The 18,200-nt window shown below is 50.2% G+C and carries 18 protein-coding genes; 12 read left to right on the top strand and 6 right to left on the bottom strand.

The genetic code is table 11. The annotated features are described in order from the left end of the window. Positions 1-71 precede the first annotated feature (71 nt). The 4 genes from AZF00_RS15285 (at position 72) to AZF00_RS15270 (ending at position 5,572) form a co-directional block, all read left to right on the top strand. Positions 72-689 carry a TetR/AcrR family transcriptional regulator gene (locus AZF00_RS15285; RefSeq protein WP_008251831.1) on the top strand — a complete coding sequence of 206 codons (618 nt, stop codon included), beginning with the start codon at positions 72-74 and terminating at the stop codon, positions 687-689. Between the two features lie 18 nt (positions 690-707). Then, complete coding sequence (locus AZF00_RS15280) at positions 708-2,585, top strand: N-acyl-D-amino-acid deacylase family protein (protein WP_008251830.1); 1,878 nt, start codon at positions 708-710, stop codon at positions 2,583-2,585. Between the two features lie 401 nt (positions 2,586-2,986). Beyond that, entirely contained in the window at positions 2,987-3,799 is an 813-nt protein-coding gene (locus AZF00_RS15275) for a formate/nitrite transporter family protein (RefSeq protein ID WP_008251829.1), read from the top strand. A 54-nt stretch (positions 3,800-3,853) separates the two neighbouring features. Beyond that, positions 3,854-5,572, top strand: coding sequence for a bifunctional protein-serine/threonine kinase/phosphatase (locus AZF00_RS15270; RefSeq protein ID WP_008251827.1), 1,719 nt, complete (start codon positions 3,854-3,856; stop codon positions 5,570-5,572). Between the two features lie 71 nt (positions 5,573-5,643). Here AZF00_RS15270 and cynS read toward each other — a convergent pair whose 3' ends face one another. The 3 genes from cynS to AZF00_RS15255 form a co-directional block, all read right to left on the bottom strand. Next, positions 5,644-6,084: a cyanase gene (gene cynS / locus AZF00_RS15265; protein ID WP_008251825.1), complete on the bottom strand. Its 441-nt coding sequence runs from the start codon at positions 6,082-6,084 to the stop codon at positions 5,644-5,646. A 476-nt stretch (positions 6,085-6,560) separates the two neighbouring features. After that, entirely contained in the window at positions 6,561-7,322 is a 762-nt protein-coding gene (locus AZF00_RS15260; protein ID WP_008251823.1) for an amidohydrolase, read from the bottom strand. A gap of 29 nt (positions 7,323-7,351) precedes the next feature. Beyond that, a complete protein-coding gene (locus AZF00_RS15255; protein ID WP_008251821.1) occupies positions 7,352-8,488 on the bottom strand; it encodes a methionine aminotransferase in 1,137 nt (378 codons plus the stop codon). Positions 8,489-8,767: 279 nt separating this feature from the next. Between AZF00_RS15255 and AZF00_RS19195 the strand changes: the two genes are divergently transcribed. From AZF00_RS19195 to AZF00_RS15240, 4 genes are all read left to right on the top strand, one after another. Next, on the top strand, positions 8,768-8,905 hold the full coding sequence (locus AZF00_RS19195) for a DUF2986 domain-containing protein (protein WP_008251820.1): 138 nt from the start codon (positions 8,768-8,770) through the stop codon (positions 8,903-8,905). Between the two features lie 379 nt (positions 8,906-9,284). Then, on the top strand, positions 9,285-9,491 hold the full coding sequence (locus AZF00_RS15250) for a cold-shock protein (RefSeq protein WP_008251819.1): 207 nt from the start codon (positions 9,285-9,287) through the stop codon (positions 9,489-9,491). Between the two features lie 173 nt (positions 9,492-9,664). Next, on the top strand, positions 9,665-11,056 hold the full coding sequence (dbpA, locus tag AZF00_RS15245; RefSeq protein WP_373092069.1) for an ATP-dependent RNA helicase DbpA: 1,392 nt from the start codon (positions 9,665-9,667) through the stop codon (positions 11,054-11,056). 74 nt (positions 11,057-11,130) lie between these two features. Further along, positions 11,131-12,237, top strand: coding sequence for a PepSY-associated TM helix domain-containing protein (locus AZF00_RS15240; RefSeq protein ID WP_062384180.1), 1,107 nt, complete (start codon positions 11,131-11,133; stop codon positions 12,235-12,237). A 38-nt stretch (positions 12,238-12,275) separates the two neighbouring features. Here the strand turns inward: AZF00_RS15240 and AZF00_RS15235 are convergent, their stop codons facing one another. Beyond that, positions 12,276-12,683 carry a MerR family transcriptional regulator gene (locus AZF00_RS15235; protein ID WP_062384176.1) on the bottom strand — a complete coding sequence of 136 codons (408 nt, stop codon included), beginning with the start codon at positions 12,681-12,683 and terminating at the stop codon, positions 12,276-12,278. Between the two features lie 75 nt (positions 12,684-12,758). On the opposite strand from AZF00_RS15235, the gene merC reads away from it, so the two are divergent. Then, positions 12,759-13,169, top strand: coding sequence for an organomercurial transporter MerC (gene merC, locus AZF00_RS15230; protein WP_062384173.1), 411 nt, complete (start codon positions 12,759-12,761; stop codon positions 13,167-13,169). Then, a complete protein-coding gene (locus AZF00_RS19740; protein WP_082793682.1) occupies positions 13,162-13,377 on the top strand; it encodes a GDCCVxC domain-containing (seleno)protein in 216 nt (71 codons plus the stop codon). Before merC ends, AZF00_RS19740 begins: the two co-directional genes overlap by 8 nt. Here the strand turns inward: AZF00_RS19740 and AZF00_RS15225 are convergent, their stop codons facing one another. Both AZF00_RS15225 and AZF00_RS15220 read right to left on the bottom strand, forming a co-directional pair. After that, positions 13,378-13,875, bottom strand: coding sequence for a TIGR00645 family protein (locus tag AZF00_RS15225; protein WP_062384885.1), 498 nt, complete (start codon positions 13,873-13,875; stop codon positions 13,378-13,380). Positions 13,876-14,112: 237 nt separating this feature from the next. Beyond that, positions 14,113-15,408, bottom strand: a complete 1,296-nt coding sequence (locus tag AZF00_RS15220; RefSeq protein WP_062384170.1) for a DEAD/DEAH box helicase — start codon at positions 15,406-15,408, stop codon at positions 14,113-14,115. A gap of 309 nt (positions 15,409-15,717) precedes the next feature. Between AZF00_RS15220 and AZF00_RS15215 the strand changes: the two genes are divergently transcribed. Next, the gene (locus tag AZF00_RS15215; RefSeq protein WP_062384167.1) at positions 15,718-17,304 is read left to right on the top strand and encodes a peptide chain release factor 3; all 1,587 of its coding nucleotides are present in this window, start codon (positions 15,718-15,720) and stop codon (positions 17,302-17,304) included. 161 nt (positions 17,305-17,465) lie between these two features. Beyond that, the gene (locus tag AZF00_RS15210; RefSeq protein WP_008251807.1) at positions 17,466-17,942 is read left to right on the top strand and encodes a hypothetical protein; all 477 of its coding nucleotides are present in this window, start codon (positions 17,466-17,468) and stop codon (positions 17,940-17,942) included. Positions 17,943-18,200 lie beyond the last annotated feature (258 nt).

Below are 18,200 nucleotides of genomic sequence, written 5' to 3'. Positions count from 1 at the left end.
TTCAAGTTTTGACTATATTGCTTAGATTAACCGTTTGATACCCCGTTCAAATCGAGATTAAGAGTCACTTAATGAAAGCTATGCCAAGCCAAGCCAGAGCCAAACAAAAGCGCGCCGCCTTAATCGCCGCGGCGAGCGAGTGCTTTGTTAGTCATGGTTATCACGACACCACGGCAAAGACCGTGGCAAGCAAAGCGGGCGTCGCAACGGGTACGTTTTATCAGTATTTTGAAAATAAAGAAGACATGCTCCGCGTCATAGCGAAGCAGCGCATGGAAGAGCTTTATCAACAGGTGCCGTCGGCGACCGAGTTTCTTGAACTCAGTAGTAAAGTGGAAAAGGGCGGGGTAAAGCCAGGTGCGACAGAGCGGATTTTTCACCATGTTTTGGAGCTTATCTATGCTTTTCATGAGCAAGCACCTGAGCTTCATCAAATATTAGAGCAGCGCAAAGAACTCGATCCGGAACTGGCCGAAATTTTAGGCCAGGGCGAAAAAATGCTATACGACCGCGTACTGATGTTTGTGAATCGCTTCAATATTGAAAACGCCGATGCCGTTGCCTTTAACCTATTTGCCATGGCAGAGGGCTTGGTGCATCGCCAGGTATTTGGCCGCCCAAGGCAATCGAAAGCCCTTACATTACAACTGGGCGCAGCCATGCTCGCCAGTTATTTTGATAACTTATAAAAATAGAGATAATAAGCCATGAGTTCATCAGTGATAGTCGACACCCTGATTCAGAATGCAAAGATCTTTAATAGCGGTGAAGCCGCGGTTGTAGAAGACATTGCCATAGCCAACGGTAAAATTGTGGCAAGAGGTAAAAATCTCGATGCGGAGGGCGCGGCGCGGGTAATCGACGGCAGTGACAAATGGCTGATGCCGGGGCTGTTTGATATTCACACCCACTACGATCTAGAGCTCGAAGTCGCGCCCGGTTTACCCGAGTCGGTGCGGCACGGTACGACCTCGGTTGTTATCGCGAATTGCAGTTTAGGTTTGGCGTTCGGCAATCAGCGCAGCGGCGATATAGACCCCATCGTCGATTGCTTTGCTCGGGTCGAGAACTTACCAAAGTCATTATTGCGTAGCTGCGCAGACAAAGTTTACTGGGACTCACCAAAAGCGTATTTGGAACATCTAGAGCAGCTAAATCTCGGACCCAATGTCGTCACCTTATTTCCGCACTCAATGTTACGTATTGATGCCATGGGCTTTGATGCCAGTATTAGCCGCGACCCAAGTGACAGTGAATTAAAGGCCATGCAAACTACCTTGAGCGCTGCGCTTAGACTGGGTTACGCGGGTTTTTCGACCGATGCCTTGCCCTTTCATTACTTGGCTAATCAGCCGAATTGCGAAAAAACCATACCCACGCAATTTGCCAAATACGAAGAAATTAAAGCATTAACCCAGATCGTGCGCGACAACGGCGCGGTATGGCAGGCAACACCACCAAAAGACAGTGCGATTAACACCTTAAAAACGTTTTTGTTGACCAGTGGCAGGCTGCATAAACGACCATTGCGAACCACGGTAGTCGCTGCCTTAGATGTGGCGAACAACCGGAAACTTCTACGCTTAGCGAAGTTGCTTAGTAAAGTTTTAAATTCTAAATTTCTCCGCGGCGATTTTCATCTACAAGCCTTGGGTGCACCGTTTAAAGTTTGGTCAGATGGTGCAGTAACGCCGCTTTCAGAAGAAATTCCCGAACTGCGAAAATTAAATGAAACTGATATGGAAGATCGCGGCGCGCGGCTGCGTATCCTGAATGACGCCGATTACATTAAAGCGTTTAGGGCGATGTGGCTAAAGGGTAAGCATGGCTGGAGCGTGGCGAGGCTAAAACGTATTCTCAATTTGGAAGATTATGCCTTCAACCGCAACTTAAGTGATATGACCATCGAAGGCTGCCCGATTGAGAACTGGGTGGGTTTGAATATGCAGCACCTGCTCGACCGGATCATCGCGATCAAACGCGGTGAGACGCCCAGTGGCTGCAACGAAGCAGAAAAGGAGCTTATTAACCGTGACTTCTTTTGGATCAGCGACGAAGCCGACTTTATGCTGCAGTTATTGCGTAGCTTTGACCTTGACCTCAGCTGGAGCACGGTCACCGCTAACCGCAACCCGGAGACCATCAGAGAATTAATAATGAACCCGCTGCTTATGCCGGGCTTTAACGACTGCGGCGCACATCTGACCAATATGGCGTTCTACGATGTTAATTTGCGCAGCCTCAAACTTGCTTCCAGCGGTGGCGATAAAGACGTCTCGTATATGGTGAAGCGACTAACGAAAGACGCCGCCGATCTCTTTGGTGTTAAAGGCGGCACGATCCACGAAGGCGATGTTGCAGATTTAATTTTGGTCGACCCACAGGCCCTCGCGAATTACGACGGTGAAGCCCACGTTATTCGCCAGTTCCGCGCTGAATACAATCACGAGCAGTTAGTGAATCGCTCTGATGGTGTTGTGCCGCTGGTCATGATTGCGGGCAATGTCGCCTGGGAAAATGATGAATTCTCTGGTCAGTTTGGTAAAAAGCCGATGGGACGTTTGCTTAGAGCGGTAGCAAATTAAGGATAAGGCCCCCGCGTTCGCTAGGGTGACGGTGTTGGCGTAGAGATTCAATTTTGGCTCTGCGTTCAATATTGAACTCGTTTGCGCGCTATAGACCGAGCAGAGGCCCTGTCGTATTTACATGCCACCGGTCTGCGGGCTTGGTGCGAGTAGCGCAGTTGCCGCCGCACCGCACCCTAAGTACTCACTGGGTATTGTTGGCGCACTTTAATTGTGCGTGTCGATGTAAGCCTTATTTTTTTACCGAGGGCAGTAATGCAATTTTTTGGTGCTTCTAGCTTGGGCTTTTTGTTTTATTTCAAATTTCTTATTTTAAAACAATAGCTTAGTGTTTTGTGTGTGAGTTGGTTCGTTATTTGCTGTATCACTTGTAACAAAAAACTTGTGAGAGGAAGTACGCAGTGGCTTATATCGAACCCAATGAATTTGCGACAAAGATGGTTGACGCTGGAGAATCTAAGATCTTCATGTCGGCCAGAGATACTTTGGTAAGGGCCTATATGGCGGGTGCTATTTTGGCGCTTGCCGCCTTCTTTGCGATAACTGTAACCGTTAAAACGGGGAACCCGTTGGTAGGCGCGCTGCTCTTCCCGGTTGGTTTCATCATGCTGTACCTAATGAAATTCGATCTACTCACCGGTGTATTTACCCTTGTGCCTTTAGCTATTATTGATAAGCGCGCGGGCTGTACCGTAAAGCAAATGTTGCGTAATTGGGGGCTGGTGTTTATTGGCAATTTCGCTGGGGCCTTGTCAGTTGCCTTCTTTGCTTCCTTTATTCTGACCTATGGTTATAACACTGACGGCGGCGCTTTGGCCGCTAAGGTTGGCAGTATTGGTGAGTCGCGGACCCTTGGTTACAAGGCCCATGGCGAGGGTGGCTGGTTTACGATCTTTATTCGCGGCATGCTCTGTAACTGGATGGTGTCTATGGGCGTCGTTGGCGCAATGATCTCCACCTCTGCCTCTAGCAAAATGGCGGCGATGTGGATGCCAATTATGTTGTTCTTTTATATGGGCTTTGAGCACTCAATTGTGAATATGTTCCTGTTCCCCTTCTCGATGATTATGGGTGGCGAATTTACTATTGCTGACTATTTGTTCTGGAATGAAATTCCTACGGTATTAGGGAATCTGGCTGGTGGTTTCTTGCTGGTTGGTTTACCGCTTTACCTGACTCATGTTAGAACTAGTCCAGAGCGTAAACTGGTTTAACCACCACCATTTATTAACTGGAGCTCCCCGCGTCTAACAACGCGGGGCTTTTCTATGAAAGCTAAGTTGCTAAAAGTTTCTGTGGGCCAGTGTTCCGCTGCTGGGCGAAAGCAAGTGAATCAGGATTTTCACGGCCTGCTGATCCCTACTGACGCGCAACTTAGTGCCAAGGGTATTGCGGTCGCGATTGCCGATGGCATTAGCAGCAGTCAAGTAAGCCAAGTGGCGAGTGAGACCGCGGTAAAAACCTTTTTAAGTGACTATTACTGCACCAGCGACGCCTGGTCAGTTAAAACCTCGGCCTTAAAAGTCTTGGCGGCCTGCAACGCCTGGCTTTATGCCCAAACCCAAAACAGTCCCTACCGTCTAAACAAAGACAAAGGCTATATCTGCACCTTTAGCGCGGTGATTTTTAAATCAAATACCGCCTATGTTTTTCACTGCGGTGATACTCGGGTATACCGAGTGCTTGGCGACAGCCTAGAATTATTAACTCAGGATCACCGACGGGTGGTGTCTGAGGAGGTGAGTTATTTGTCCCGCGCGCTGGGCATGCAGTCGCGACTTGAAATGGATCACCTCGAACTCCCGATAGAGCCAGGCGATACCTATGTCTTGGCGACCGATGGCGTGTACGAATACATATCCGACAAAGCGATTGCTCACGCGATAAATACCCATGAGGGAGATTTAGACGCCCTCGCCGCCCAACTGCTGGATGAGGCATTAAAAGCCAACAGCCCAGATAACTTAACGATGCAAATTGTGCGTATAGAGGAGGTGCCAGATAAGCAGCGCGATGAGGTTCGCCAATTATTAGAAAATTTGAGTCCGCCGCCAATATTGTCACCACGGCAGAACTTTGAGGGTTACACCATAATCCGTGAACTGCATATTAGCAGTCGAAGTCATGTGTTTTTAGCTGCAGATACCCTGAGCGGCGAGAACGTGGTTATTAAAACTCCTGCAGCCGAAACCCGGGACAATCGCGAACACCTAGAAACCATGTTGTTGGAAGATTGGATAGGGCGGCGTATTGACAGCGTTAATGTGTTGCGCTCCATAGCTCCCCATTCCAGTCAGCGCTATATTTATACGGTAACGGAATTTGTCGACGGTAAAAGCCTTTTCCAATGGATGCTAGACAATCCTACGCCCGCCATAAATGAGGTGCGCGGTATTGTTGAACAAATCGCCAACGGCCTTCGGGCTTTGCACCGCCTTGAAATAGTACATCAGGATTTGCGCCCCCAGAACATTATGATCGACAGTGCGGGCACCGTAAAAATCATCGATTTTGGCGCGGCTAAAGTCGCGGGACTTGCCGAAACCTGCCGCCGTAATCTCGGGGTGGTCGGCACTATGCAGTATTCCGCGCCAGAGTATTTTTTAGATTTTGACGGCAGTAGCCGCTCAGACATATTTTCACTGGGGGTAATTGTCTACCAAATGCTCTGCGGCGAATTGCCCTACGGCAACGAAGTCTGCCGTGCGAGTACTCTGCAGGCGCAGACAAGATTGGCATATAAGCCCTTGGCCTTAGTGCGCGCCGATTTACCCGGCTGGGTAGACTACGCAATTTCCCAAGCGCTTCAGATTCAGCCCGAAAAGCGTTACCAAGAAGTCTCGGAATTTGTTTACGATTTACAAAATCCCAATAGTCGCTATTTAAATAGGGCTAAACCGCCAATTATCGAGCGCAGCCCCGTATTATTTTGGCAAGTTATATCGGCGGCCTTACTGGCCGTGATTGTGATTCAAAATATACGCTAGTAATACCGGGAGATTGATCGAGGGTGTGAGAGCGTAAAATGGCTGACGCCACTTTACGCAGTGCAGCAGCTTTACCAACTTTTGTAGGGCAAAAATTTTCCATTCATTGTGATTACAACCCTGTCGCCTTTGGGGTTCTCTTCTTTATCAACATCCATCGAAAAATCAATGGCGCTCATAATTCCGTCACCGAACTGCTCTTGAATAACCTCTTTCAAAGTATCGCCATAAACGCCAACGATTTCATAAAGGCGATAAATAAGCGGATCTTGCGGCACATCCCAGCCCCAAGTTTTAGTCGGATAGCTCATTAAGGTCGCCTTGGCCTCGGGCGGTAATTCGAGTAATGCGCACAACTTATCTGCTGGAGCTTCTGGCATGCTGTTCATACCTAAGCAAGCGGATGTTAGCCATACCTTGCCAACACCAAGATCATCAGCAATCGCTTGCCATGTTAGGCTTTTTGCTTGCTTCGCAAGCACAATAATTTCGGTTAATTCCTCTCGGTTCATGTGCATACCTTTGTTGGTTTATTTTAGGTATGTAAATCATTCAAGATGTATGCCAAGCAGTACAGGTTTTTGGATAATACCTGAGTTTTTGTGCTTAGTATGCAGATGCCAGTTATGCTAGTAACTCTATAGTCGTGAAGGAGAATTCTTGTTCTAATTACTTCACCGTTTCTTGCTGGCCATCTAATGAGGCACGAACTAATTGGGGCGTGAAAAACTACTTTTAGGCGTCCACTTGGCTTCCTTACGAGGATTGGACTATACGCAAGGGCTAAGTTATCACCTTTCGGAAACACGATGAATTTGGCGGATAACACTTCGTTGCTGGGATGGACCCCTGCCTTCGCAGGGGCGGTGCTCGGCCTTCGCAGGAGTGATTAAGAGTTATAGCTCGTTATGCCCGCGCAGGCAGGCATCCATGTGAACGTAGTGAATGCTTTTACGTCAGACACCCGACATCCGTCGTCCGACAATCCCTAGCGCAACTCAAACTCATCTGCATCCAAATGCGCCGGAAACTTTTCTCTAAATCCTTGCAAGTCGGTCAGGGAGATTTCCGCTGTCAGTATGGCGGGGGTGTTGGCGGTGGTTTGCGCGAGTGGCTGGCCGAGGTAGTCGAGGATGACGCTGTCGCCGCTGTAGCTGATCCCATTGCCGTCTTCACCGACACGGTTTACGCCAATGACATAGCTTTGGTTTTCGATAGCGCGTGCGGTGAGTAAGGACGACCACGCGTGGCGGCGGGGTTCTGGCCAGTTGGCAACAAAGATTAATACGTCGTAGTCGTTGCGGTTGCGGCAGTACACTGGAAAGCGCAAGTCGTAGCAGACTTGTAGGCACAGTCTAAAGCCTTGGTATTCGACTATTTTGCGCTCGCTACCGGCGGCGTAGTGCTTGTGTTCACCGGCCATGCGGAATAGGTGGTGTTTGTCGTAGTGGTTTTCGCTCTCTGGGCTTACCCAGTAAAGGCGGTTGTAGTAGTTGCCATTCTCTTCAACGGCAACAGAGCCGGTAATGGCCATATTGTGTTGCTGGCTCATATCCCGCAACCACCGCAGGCTTGGGCCGTCGGCTGGTTCTGCAATCTGCTCTGGCGCCATAGAGAAGCCGGTGGTGAACATTTCAGGTAAGACAAGTAGGTCAACTTCCCCAAGACTGTCAATAAGGTCGCTGAAGTAGGCGAGGTTGGCTTCGCGGTCTTGCCAGTACAGGGGCGATTGTAGCGCGGCTATTTTCATCTTAGTGCTTCTTTACTATAGTCGTTTAATTACAGGGCGCAGAGTTTGCTAGCGGCGTCTAATAATGTTTCTTCGCGCTTGGCAAAACAGAAGCGAATAATGCGGCTGTCTGACGGTGTTTTGTAAAATACCGATAAAGGAATGGCGGCTACGCCGTGTTCCCGGGTTAGCGCTTCGCAAAAGTCGACGTCGTTTTTGTCGCTGATCGCGCTGTAGTCGGCAAGGGCGAAATAGGTACCGGCGCTGGGCAGCATGGCAAAGCGCGAGGTCTGCATGGCGTTAATAAAGCAGTCGCGTTTGCTGCGATAAAAATCCCCAAGGCCGTGTACTTCGTCGCTGTGCTTATTGAGCATATCCGCCACCGCGTATTGGGCCGGTGTAAAACTTGTGAAGGTGACGAACTGGTGTATTTTGCGAAACTCCGCGCTTAGCGCGGGCGGCGCAATGCAGTAGCCCAGTTTCCAGCCAGTGGCGTGAAAGGTTTTACCAAAGGACGAAATGACAAACGTGCGGTCGTGTAGGGCCGGGTAGCAATGGGCGCTGTTGCGAGCTTGGTCAAAGACGATGTGTTCGTAGACCTCGTCGCTGATCACGAATAGGTCGTGCTGCTCAGCCAAGTTGGCGAGGGCTTGCCAGTCGCTGTCGCGAAATACCGTCGCTGTCGGGTTGTGGGGGCTGTTGACGATAATGAGCCGTGTTTTGGCTGACACTGCGGCCTCAATCTGCTGCCAGTCGGGCTGGTAGTGCGGCGGCATTAGGCTGACGTGCTTGCAGATGCCCCCCGCCAAGGTCACCGCTGGCGCGTAGCTGTCATAGGCGGGATCGAGCAGAATTACTTCATCGCCGAGATTTACGACGGCTTGAATGGCAACGAACAAGGCTTCGGTGGCACCGGAGGCAAGGGTGACTTCTGTGTCTGAGTTAATTGCACGGCCGTAGCATTCTTGAGTAAGCCTAGCGATAGCTTGCCGCAGCTCTGGAATGCCGTTCATTGGCGCGTATTGGTTTTTACCGCTGTAGGCATGGTGGCTGAGGCGGTCTAGCAGGTAGCCATTGGGCGTAAAATCTGGAAAGCCTTGGGACAAGTTGATGGCGCCACATTCGCTGGCCATGGCCGACATTACTGAAAATATGGTGGTGCCAACATCGGGAAGTTTACTGTTCAATTTGGAGTCCTTGACGCTGAGAGCGGTAGTGCGTTGGCTGAGTTTACTACAATTCACTAGGCGGGTAGAAAGACGAGGGGGATAACGCCGGGCTGGGGTGGTAGGGCGGCTGAAAGTGCCAAAATACGGTGGTTTAACCGCTTTTGGCGGGCTTGAATTCAACGTATGATGGCGGCGCCCACGCTATCACCGCGATGATTCAATGGCTGGGGGCCAGCATTTTAAGCTGATGTCATGAATTTGAGTTTTTATCTCTGTTGCATAGGTCCAGGTGCTGTAATGAACCGCAAAAAGAAAATGAATAAAGTGTTAAATCAAAAAATTAAGAAGGCGAATGCTAAGAACCAGCCTAATAATAAGCCACGATATATTTCAAAAGCCGAGCGGGCCGCCGCCGCTGAGCGTGAAAGCGAATAAGGTGTTGAGGAGGCGGCTGTGAGCGACCCTTGGCCGCCGGGGCCGCGCGCTTTATGGGCTGCCTCTCGCATCTTACGGTGCGATTGGCCGCGAGTGATGCGTTGCCTGGGTTTAAGGCGCTGGAGATATAGATAAAATGATGAATATCCGCAGCTTATAGGTTTATTCCCTAGTGAATAACTGGTAATAGGGGGTAGACACGGCCTGAAATCTCTATATACTCAATCGCAGCTAGAAAGTTCGACCTATATTTATGTACACCATTTCGAAGTCCTGTCTGTAGTTTTCGTCCTGTACTTCATAAGTAATAGAATCACTTCCAGCCTAATCGATCTGATTTCAGATCAAAAATTACCTTTGAATATTTCAGGAAAAAATTATGTCTACTACTACTGGCACAGTAAAATGGTTCAACGAATCTAAAGGCTTTGGCTTCATCGAGCAAGAATCTGGCCCAGACGTTTTCGCTCACTTCAGCGCTATCTCTGGTTCAGGCTTCAAAACTTTGGTTGAAGGCCAGCGCGTTCAGTTCACTGTTACTCAGGGCCAGAAAGGTCCTCAGGCAGAGAACATCGTAGCACTGTAATTTGCTATGTGGCCGCGCCTTAGGGCAGCGGCCAGCTTCAAACCCTTGTGGATTGAATGCTAAAGGGGCAGGACCTACGGGTCTTGCCCTTTTTTCATTTCAGCAACACTATTTAACATCCGGTTCCATCGCGCCACCGCCGCGCATTTTTCTGGCGGTATTACAGGATACACATCGTGAGTCAGCTAGATTTTTCTACCCTTCCGCTCAACCCCTCGTTATTGCAAAACCTGAGCTCGCTCGGTTATACCGAGATGACCCCCATTCAGGCCAAGGCGTTGCCGCATACACTACACGGCAAAGATGTTATTGCGCAGGGCAAAACCGGTTCGGGAAAAACCGCTGTTTTCGGTCTTACTCAGTTACAAAAATTAGATGTAAAAAAGTTTTATGTGCAGTCTTTGGTTCTGTGCCCGACTCGTGAATTAGCCGATCAGGTCGCTAAAGAACTGCGTAAGTTAGCGCGTACTATCCATAATATTAAGGTTCTAACGCTGTGTGGCGGCATGCCTTTTGGTCCGCAGGTTGGCTCCCTAGAGCATGGCGCTCATATTGTGGTTGGGACCCCCGGTCGTATAGAAGAGCATGTGCGCAAAGGCACGCTCAAATTAGATAATGTAAATACCTTGGTGTTGGACGAAGCCGACCGTATGTTGGAGATGGGTTTTCAAGACGCCCTCGACACCATCATTGGCTATATCCCCAAAGAGCGGCAGACGCTGCTGTTTAGCGCGACATACCCCGACGAAATTCAGGATGTTGCCACCCGCATTATGCAGCGGCCGCTACTGGTTAAAGTGGAATCTACCCACGACAACGAAAGTATTGCCCAGCATTTCTATAAAGTGGCCGACAACACCCAGCGTATTGTTGCGGTAAAATTATTGCTGCTGCGCTACCGCCCAGATTCCACCGTTATATTTTGTAATACCCGCCACGAAACCCAGCAGGTGTGTGACGATCTTCGCGAAGCCGGTTTTAGCGTGCAGGCACTGCACGGCGAGCTAGATCAAAAAATGCGAGATCAGACCTTGGTGCGCTTTGCGAATAAAAGCGTGTCGGTGTTGGTTGCCACTGATGTTGCGGCGCGAGGCTTAGATATCGACGCCCTCGACGCGGTGATTAACTACCACATTGCCCGCGACGCTGAAGTGCATATTCACCGCATCGGTCGCACCGGTCGTGCTGGCGGCAAAGGTATTGCCTGTAGCCTGTATACTGAGCGTGAAAGTGCCAAAATTGCCCGTATAGAAGAAATGCGCGGCAATAAAGTGGTGCCCGAGGCGCTGCCTGAGGTTAACTATTTAGATAAGCCTACCTTTAAGCCGCCCATGGCTTGCCTGCAGATTGACGGCGGCAAGAAGCAGAAAATTCGTCCCGGTGATATTGTTGGTGCACTAACCGGTGCCGACGGCATTGCCGGCACCGATGTCGGCAAAATCCACGTTTTTGACAATACTGCCTATGTTGCTGTGCGTAACGACGTGGCGGCTGACGCCCTGCGTAAACTAAGCGAAGGTCAGCTCAAGGGGCGTAACTTTAGAGTGCGTCGTATTCGCGGCTAGTTGCTTGGCGGACATCGGGCGGCGGAGCAGAATATTTGCCGCCCGAAGTAAACCGACGATACAAACCCCTCTTAATGAATAAAACCCTCTTTAAAATTCACCGGCTACTCGCCTTCTTGGTGTGTGTGCCGCTATTGCTGATTAGTTTAAGCGGCAGTGTGCTGGTGTTTAAGCATGAAATAGATGCGCTGCTCATGCCCGAGCGCGTTCGCGTAGATTTTCACGGCCAACAACGGCTGCCCTTTGATGTGTTGTTGGCTGCGTTTAATCAGCGCTATTCTGAGTATGAAGTTACTGGCTGGCAGTTATTCGCCGATCCTGGTCGAGCCGATTTAGTCTATGTAATGGCCCATGGCGGCAGCGACTGGTCGTCTATATTTGTCGATCAATACCGCGCGAACATGTTGTCGGCGCCTACGCCGCCAAAATACTACTTTAGCGACCTTGTACGTGAGTTTCACTACACCTTTTTGGTGGGGGATGCGGGCTTGCTGCTCTGCGCAATCGTCGCTGTGTTGCTTTGCTTGCAAGTCATAGTGGGTTTGATTTTACACCGCAAATTCTGGAAAGTTTTATTTACTTTTCGTTATCGCGCCCGGCCAATAATTTACCTTGGTGACGGCCACAAATTGCTCGGCGCCATTGCTGCGCCGGTATTGCTGGTGCTGGGGGTTACCGGGGCATATTGGAATATCAGTCAGCTAAGTTATAGTCTCGTTAAGCCTGTTGTCACCCCGTATATTGTTGGTGAGCGTCTGTATCATTCGGCAATTTCTATCGATGCACTGCTAGGCGAGAGCCGCCAGCGCCTGCCGGGTTTTACGCCTAGTTTTATCTCGTTGCCTAGCAAGCCCGGCTACGGCATTAGTATCTTCGGTGAGGTTGCTGGGCAAAATCCCTTGTTCAGCGAGTTTGCAAATTCCCTTCGTTACGACGCCCAAAACGGTGTATTCGTAGGTATGCGCGATATGGCGGAGGCCGCGACTGCTGAGCAAATAAAAAATAGCTTTCGCCGCCTGCACTTTGGTGATTTTGCCGGTAATTGGAGTCGCGTGATTTGGGTGGTGCTAGGCTTTAGTCCAATATTGTTAATCGCTATGGGCGTGGCGATGTGGCGTCTACGTCGCCCGCAGCGGCTGCGGCAGGCAGGAAAAAGTACAAAACGCCGGTGTAATAAGTAAGGGAATAGTCATGATAATTTTTTTACGGGGCTGGGGCATTAAGAAGTAAGCGCCCCAATTATTGGACAAGTAGGTGTTGTATTGGCGTCACACTGTTTAATCATATCAGCTAAGGTCTTTTCCATTTTTTTCAAATCTCTAATCTTTGCTTTAATGCTCCGCAAGTGAACGGCTGATAAGCCCCGTACTTGGCTGCAGCTTCTGTCGCTGCTGTCACTGAGTGAAATTAGGTCTTTTATTTCTTTGAGTGTAAAGCCGAGCTCGCGGCTGCGGCGGATAAAGATCAAACGCTGCAGGTGTTCCTCAATGTATATACGTTGCCCGCCAGCACTCCTGGCCGGAGGCTGAAGTAATCCGCAAGTTTCGTAATAGCGAATGGTCTCGGCGTTTACGTTGGTAACTTTGGCGGCCTGTGCGCGGGAATAGCTGCAGATTTTACTGTTCATACAATACTTGACCCTGTAGTTGCTACAGGGTTTATAGTCCTTTTGTACAAAAAATGTCAATCTTTGGAGTTTAGTATGAGCCGTAAATTAAGCGCATTAGATCACGTCGGCTGTGGCGGTATTTTGATCGCCGCATTGAGTTGTGCTGGCTGTTTCCCTGCACTGGGTGCGCTTGCGGCGACATTTGGGTTGGGCTTTCTTGGCCAATTCGAGGGTGTGATGGTAAACACCGTTTTGCCACTGCTCGCCGTATTGGTGTTGTTTATCAACGGCTACGCTTGGTGGCAACACCGGAGCCACTGGCGTGGGGTTTTATCTGTCCTTGGGCCGGTTGCCATACTGGCGAGCTTGTACCCACTGTGGCAATACTCGTGGAGCGGGGGATTGTTTTATGGTGCACTCACTTTAATGTTGGTGGTGTCGGTGATGGAATTTGTTAAACCAGTACAGGCTCGTTGCGTGCTGCCGAGGGGGATTAATGAATAAGATTGTTCAGGAATCGACAATACGTTGCCCATCTTGTGGGCATGAAAATTGTGAGGTAATGCCCGCAGATTTTTGTCAGTGGTTTTACGAGTGCCACTCCTGCGGTACGTTAATTAAACCTAAAGCGGGCGACTGCTGTGTCTATTGCTCCTACGGCACAGTGAAATGCCCACCGATTCAGGCGGGCAGCTCGTGTTGCGGGCAATAATTATTTGTCATGCCGCGTTAATTTATCCAGCATTCCCATCGCAAAAGCCGAGAGCACAAACGTCAGGTGAATGGCCACGTACCAAAGCAGTTTGTCGTTGTCGATTTTGTCGGCATTCATAAAAATTTTAAGTAAGTGAATAGACGAAATCGCGACGATGGAGGCGGCAACTTTATTCTTTAGGCTGCCGGTGTCGAGTTTACCTAGCCAGCTTAGTTTGTCGTCGTTGTCGTCGAGGTCGATTTGCGAGACGAAATTCTCGTAGCCAGAGAACATCACCATGACCAGTAGTCCGCCGACAAGGGAGATGTCGATTAGCGAGAGGACTAGTAGTACCAAATCCATTTCTGAGGTTTCAAAAATATGGGGTAAGACGTGAACGATTTCTTGAAAGAATTTGATGGCTAGCGCCAGCAGCGCAAAGCTCAGACCGAGGTAAATTGGGGCCAATAACCAGCGGGCAGAGTAGAGTATGCGTTCAAAAACCTTTTCTAACATCGGGCTAAAACCTTGTTGGCGAGTGGACAATTTAGCGCGCTATTATAGGGGAGTTTTGTTGCTGATGGTGAAGCTTCGCGGCGCAAATATGACATTGCTGAAACGGTAACGCTTTAGAGGTTTTATAGCACCCGCAGCGGTGTTATTGAGCGCGGGTGGCTCATATTGCGAGATCGTGGTGTTTAATTCTGAGTTTTCTTGATAAAGCCCGCTGCGTGCAGCGGGCTTTTGTTCGTTTTACGAGGCTTTTGGCGCTGAGCTGCGGCCACGGTTGCCGCCACCTGGGCGACCACGACGGGCACCTAGGTTTGCCGCTGGGCGTTGCCCGTCGCGGTGTTCAACTCGAGGGCGATGGGGGCGACTATTGCTGGGCGCTCCCAGACGAGATTCTGGCAATGGATTGACTGGGGTAAAGCCTTCGGGAATCTCGCGGGGCAGAATTTCCTTTATCAGCCGCTCGATGTCGGCCAGCAGCTTAAACTCGTCTGCACAAACCAATGATACCGCGTGGCCTGTCGCACCGGCACGGCCGGTACGGCCAATGCGGTGAACATAGTCTTCGGGCACATTGGGCAGGTCGAAGTTAACAACTTGAGGTAGTTGATCGATGTCTAAGCCTCGCGCGGCGATATCGGTTGCCACTAGCGCTCTTACGTCGCCATTTTTAAATTCGGCGAGTGCGCGGGTACGCGCCCCTTGGCTTTTATTGCCGTGGATGGCGGCGGCTTTAATGCCCGCGTTCTCTAGCTGGGTCGCTAGCCGGTTGGCGCCGTGCTTGGTCTTGGAGAAAATCAGCACTTGCTGCCAGTTATTACTGTTGATGAGGTGTGTTAAGAGCGCGGGCTTCTGGTTCTTATCAACGGGGTATATGCACTGGGTGACGGATTTTGCCGTAGTGACTTCGGGGCTAACGGATATTTCTACTGGATTATTGACCAAGCCCTTGGCGAGCTGGCGAATGTCGCCGGAGAAGGTCGCAGAAAACATCAGGTTCTGGCGGCGCTTTGGCAATACCGCGAGTATTTTGCGAATATCGTGAATAAAGCCCATGTCGAGCATGCGGTCGGCTTCGTCGAGTACCAGAATTTCTAGCTGGTTAAATTTCACAGCATTCTGATTGTATAAATCTAATAAGCGGCCTGGGGTGGCAACCAGAATGTCGACGCCACGGCGCAGCTTGATCATTTGCGGGTTAATTTTTACGCCGCCAAATACCACGGTGGAGCGCAGTGGCAGGTTTTTGCCATACATGGCGACGTTTTCGCCAATTTGGGCGGCAAGTTCGCGGGTTGGTGTCAGTATTAGGGCGCGGGCTTGGTTGGCATTGGCGCGCTCGCCACGAGACAGTAATTCCAGTATTGGCAGGGTGAAACCTGCGGTTTTGCCGGTGCCGGTTTGTGCAGCGGCCATAACATCTCTGCCTTCCAGTACGGCGGGAATGGCTTGGGCTTGGATTGCTGAGGGTGTGTCGTAACCTTTGTCGGTTACCGCAGAAAGTATCGGGGCGGATAAGCCCAGGGAGGTAAAGCTCATAAAATCTATCGTCTCATAATGTCGCGCGTCGCGGCGTGATGGCCGGTGTCCTGATGACAGCGGGCGTGCAGCTTACGGGAAAAGCAAGATTTGCGCCATAGATAGAAACCCTCAGTGCGACGGAATACCAGAGCTGGCGGGGTTTTGGTGGCGATGTGCGGTATATATTGGCAGGGCATTTCGCCGGTGATTGATGCGGCGAATAGTGCAAGCCCTGCTCAAGTCCTTTAAACTCACGCCTCTTATATACGCAGCTAGATTTTATTCTGCGTATCGTCCCAAACCTGTTTAGTCAGAAGACCCAATTTAATGTCAGATATTAGCTTTCAGCAGGAAGTAGCCAAACGCCGCACCTTTGCCATCATCTCTCACCCAGATGCCGGTAAAACCACCATTACCGAGAAACTGATCCTACTGGGCCAGCTAATTCAGGTGGCCGGTACGGTGAAAGGTAAAAAGAATGACCGCGCGGCGACGTCTGACTGGATGAGCTTGGAGAAAGAACGGGGTATTTCGGTGACTTCCTCGGTCATGCAGTTCCCCTATAAAGGCCGAATCGTTAACTTGCTGGATACCCCGGGGCACGAGGACTTCTCGGAAGACACCTATCGCACCCTGACGGCGGTGGATTCAGCACTGATGATTATTGATGGCGCCAAGGGTGTCGAAGACCGCACTATTAAACTGATGAACGTCTGCCGTTTGCGCGACACGCCCATTTTGGGCTTTGTTAATAAAATGGACCGCGATATTCGCGATCCCATTGAGCTGTTAGACGAAGTCGAGAGCGTACTGGGTATTGCTGCGGCGCCGATCAACTGGCCGATTGGTATGGGGCGCGATTTTAAGGGCGTCTACAATATGTACACCGACACCATTCACGTGTTTCAGCCCGGTAAAGGCTCGGTGGTGGCTGAAGATATTCGCATAGACGGCTTAGAGAGTGACGCTGCGCGAACTTTGCTCGACGATGAGTATGAGAATTTCCTCGAGGAAATTGAGCTGGTGCGTGGCGCCAGCCACTTCTTTGACCGCGAGGCCTATTTGGCGGGCAAGCAGACCCCAGTATTTTTTGGAACGGCGCTGTCTAATTTCGGCGTGCGCGAGATGCTCGACGGATTCGTGGAATGGTCGCCGGAGCCGCTGGATCGACCTACCGATAGCCGTGAGGTTAGCGCCAAAGAAGATACGTTCTCCGGCTTTGTGTTTAAAATTCAAGCCAATATGGACCCAAAGCACCGCGATCGCATTGCCTTTATGCGGATTTGTTCGGGCACCTATACCAAGGGCATGAAAATGCGTCATGTGCGTCTTGGTAAAGACGTTAAGATTGTCGATGCAGTGAGCTTTTTGGCGGGTGATCGAGAGCTTGTGGAAGAGGCGGTGTCGGGTGACATAATTGGCCTGCACAACCACGGCACCATTCAGATAGGCGATACCTTTTCTTCGGGCGAAAATTTTAAATTTACCGGTATTCCTCATTTTGCGCCGGAGCTGTTTCGCCGCATTCGCCTGAAAGACCCGATGAAGGCAAAGCAATTACAAAAAGGCTTGCAGCAGTTGTCTGAAGAGGGATCGACTCAGGTATTTATGCCCCAGCGCAATAGCGACCTAATTGTTGGTGCCGTGGGTAATCTGCAGTTTGAAGTGGTGAGCTATCGTCTTAAAGACGAGTATAAGGTCGAGGCGATATACGAGCCGATCAACGTTTTTACCGCGCGCTGGGTAGATTGTGACGATCCTAAAAAGTTTGAAGAATTTAAGCGCAAGTGTGCAGAAAATCTCGCTATTGACGGTGGTGGTCACTTGACTTATTTGGCACCAACGCGGGTAAATTTGGCGTTGACCGAAGAGCGCCATCCCGAGGTACGCTTTAGATCAACGCGCGAGCATTAATGTCACAAGCTTGCTATAAGCTGAACGACGACTAGGATTGGTGCTGGAAATTGCGGTGAAATTTACGCTATGTAGGTCTTGTTTGAGCGCTGTGCTGCCCTACAATAGATCTCACCAAACGAGTTCAATAATGACTTTTGATAAAACAAAGGATTATCACAATGAAAATGAAAGAATTAGTTCTGGCTGTAAGCTTAATCGGATTGAGCGGCAGCGTATTGGCTGACGGCGGTTTCTTCAGCAAACTTGGTTTTGGTGGCAGCGCTAAAGCGGAAGAAAAAGCAGACGCAAAAGCGGATGCAAAAGTTGAAGCCAATGTGAATGTCGATACCAATATTGATGAAAAAGCGGCCAAAATGAAGGCTGACGGCGAAGCGAAAGGCGAGGCTATGAAAGCGGCCGCCGCCGAGAAGAAAGCAGCTGCTGACGCCCAGCGTGAAGAAGCGAAAGCTGCTGCCAAAGCACGTAAAGCTGAGCGCGAAGCTCAAGCTGAGGCCGATGCACAAGCCCGTGCTGAAGCTCGTGCCGAAACTAAAGCGAACGCAAAAGCGGCCGTAGAAGAGAAGAAAAGCGCCCTGCGCAGCCTGACGAATATCAAGGTTGATGCTAGCGTAAATGCCGGTGCAGCAGCAGAATAAATCTGCGTTACATCAGCGTGTAAAAAAAGGGGCCTTCAAAGCCCCTTTTTTGTGGATGCGCCAAACTGCTCCGTCGCGATTTAAGCTCACTCCAATCTTCAGCGTTGGACATCAGAACTCGTGAGGGTTATGTTCAATAGGAAGTTCTTCCCCAGGTTTTAGCGAATGCCGACGGAAGTATAGTTAGCTACTTTGAATGGGACGCAACTGCGGGGCTTACCCCTAGTCATTATTAGATGTCCAAAGTCCTTTGAAAGG

Origin of the sequence: Zhongshania aliphaticivorans, from assembly GCF_001586255.1 — a bacterium.
Taxonomy (GTDB): Bacteria; Pseudomonadota; Gammaproteobacteria; order Pseudomonadales; family Spongiibacteraceae; genus Spongiibacter; species Spongiibacter aliphaticivorans.
The sequence above is the reverse complement of the archived record's forward strand: the minus strand, read 5'-3'. Positions and strand labels throughout refer to the sequence as shown.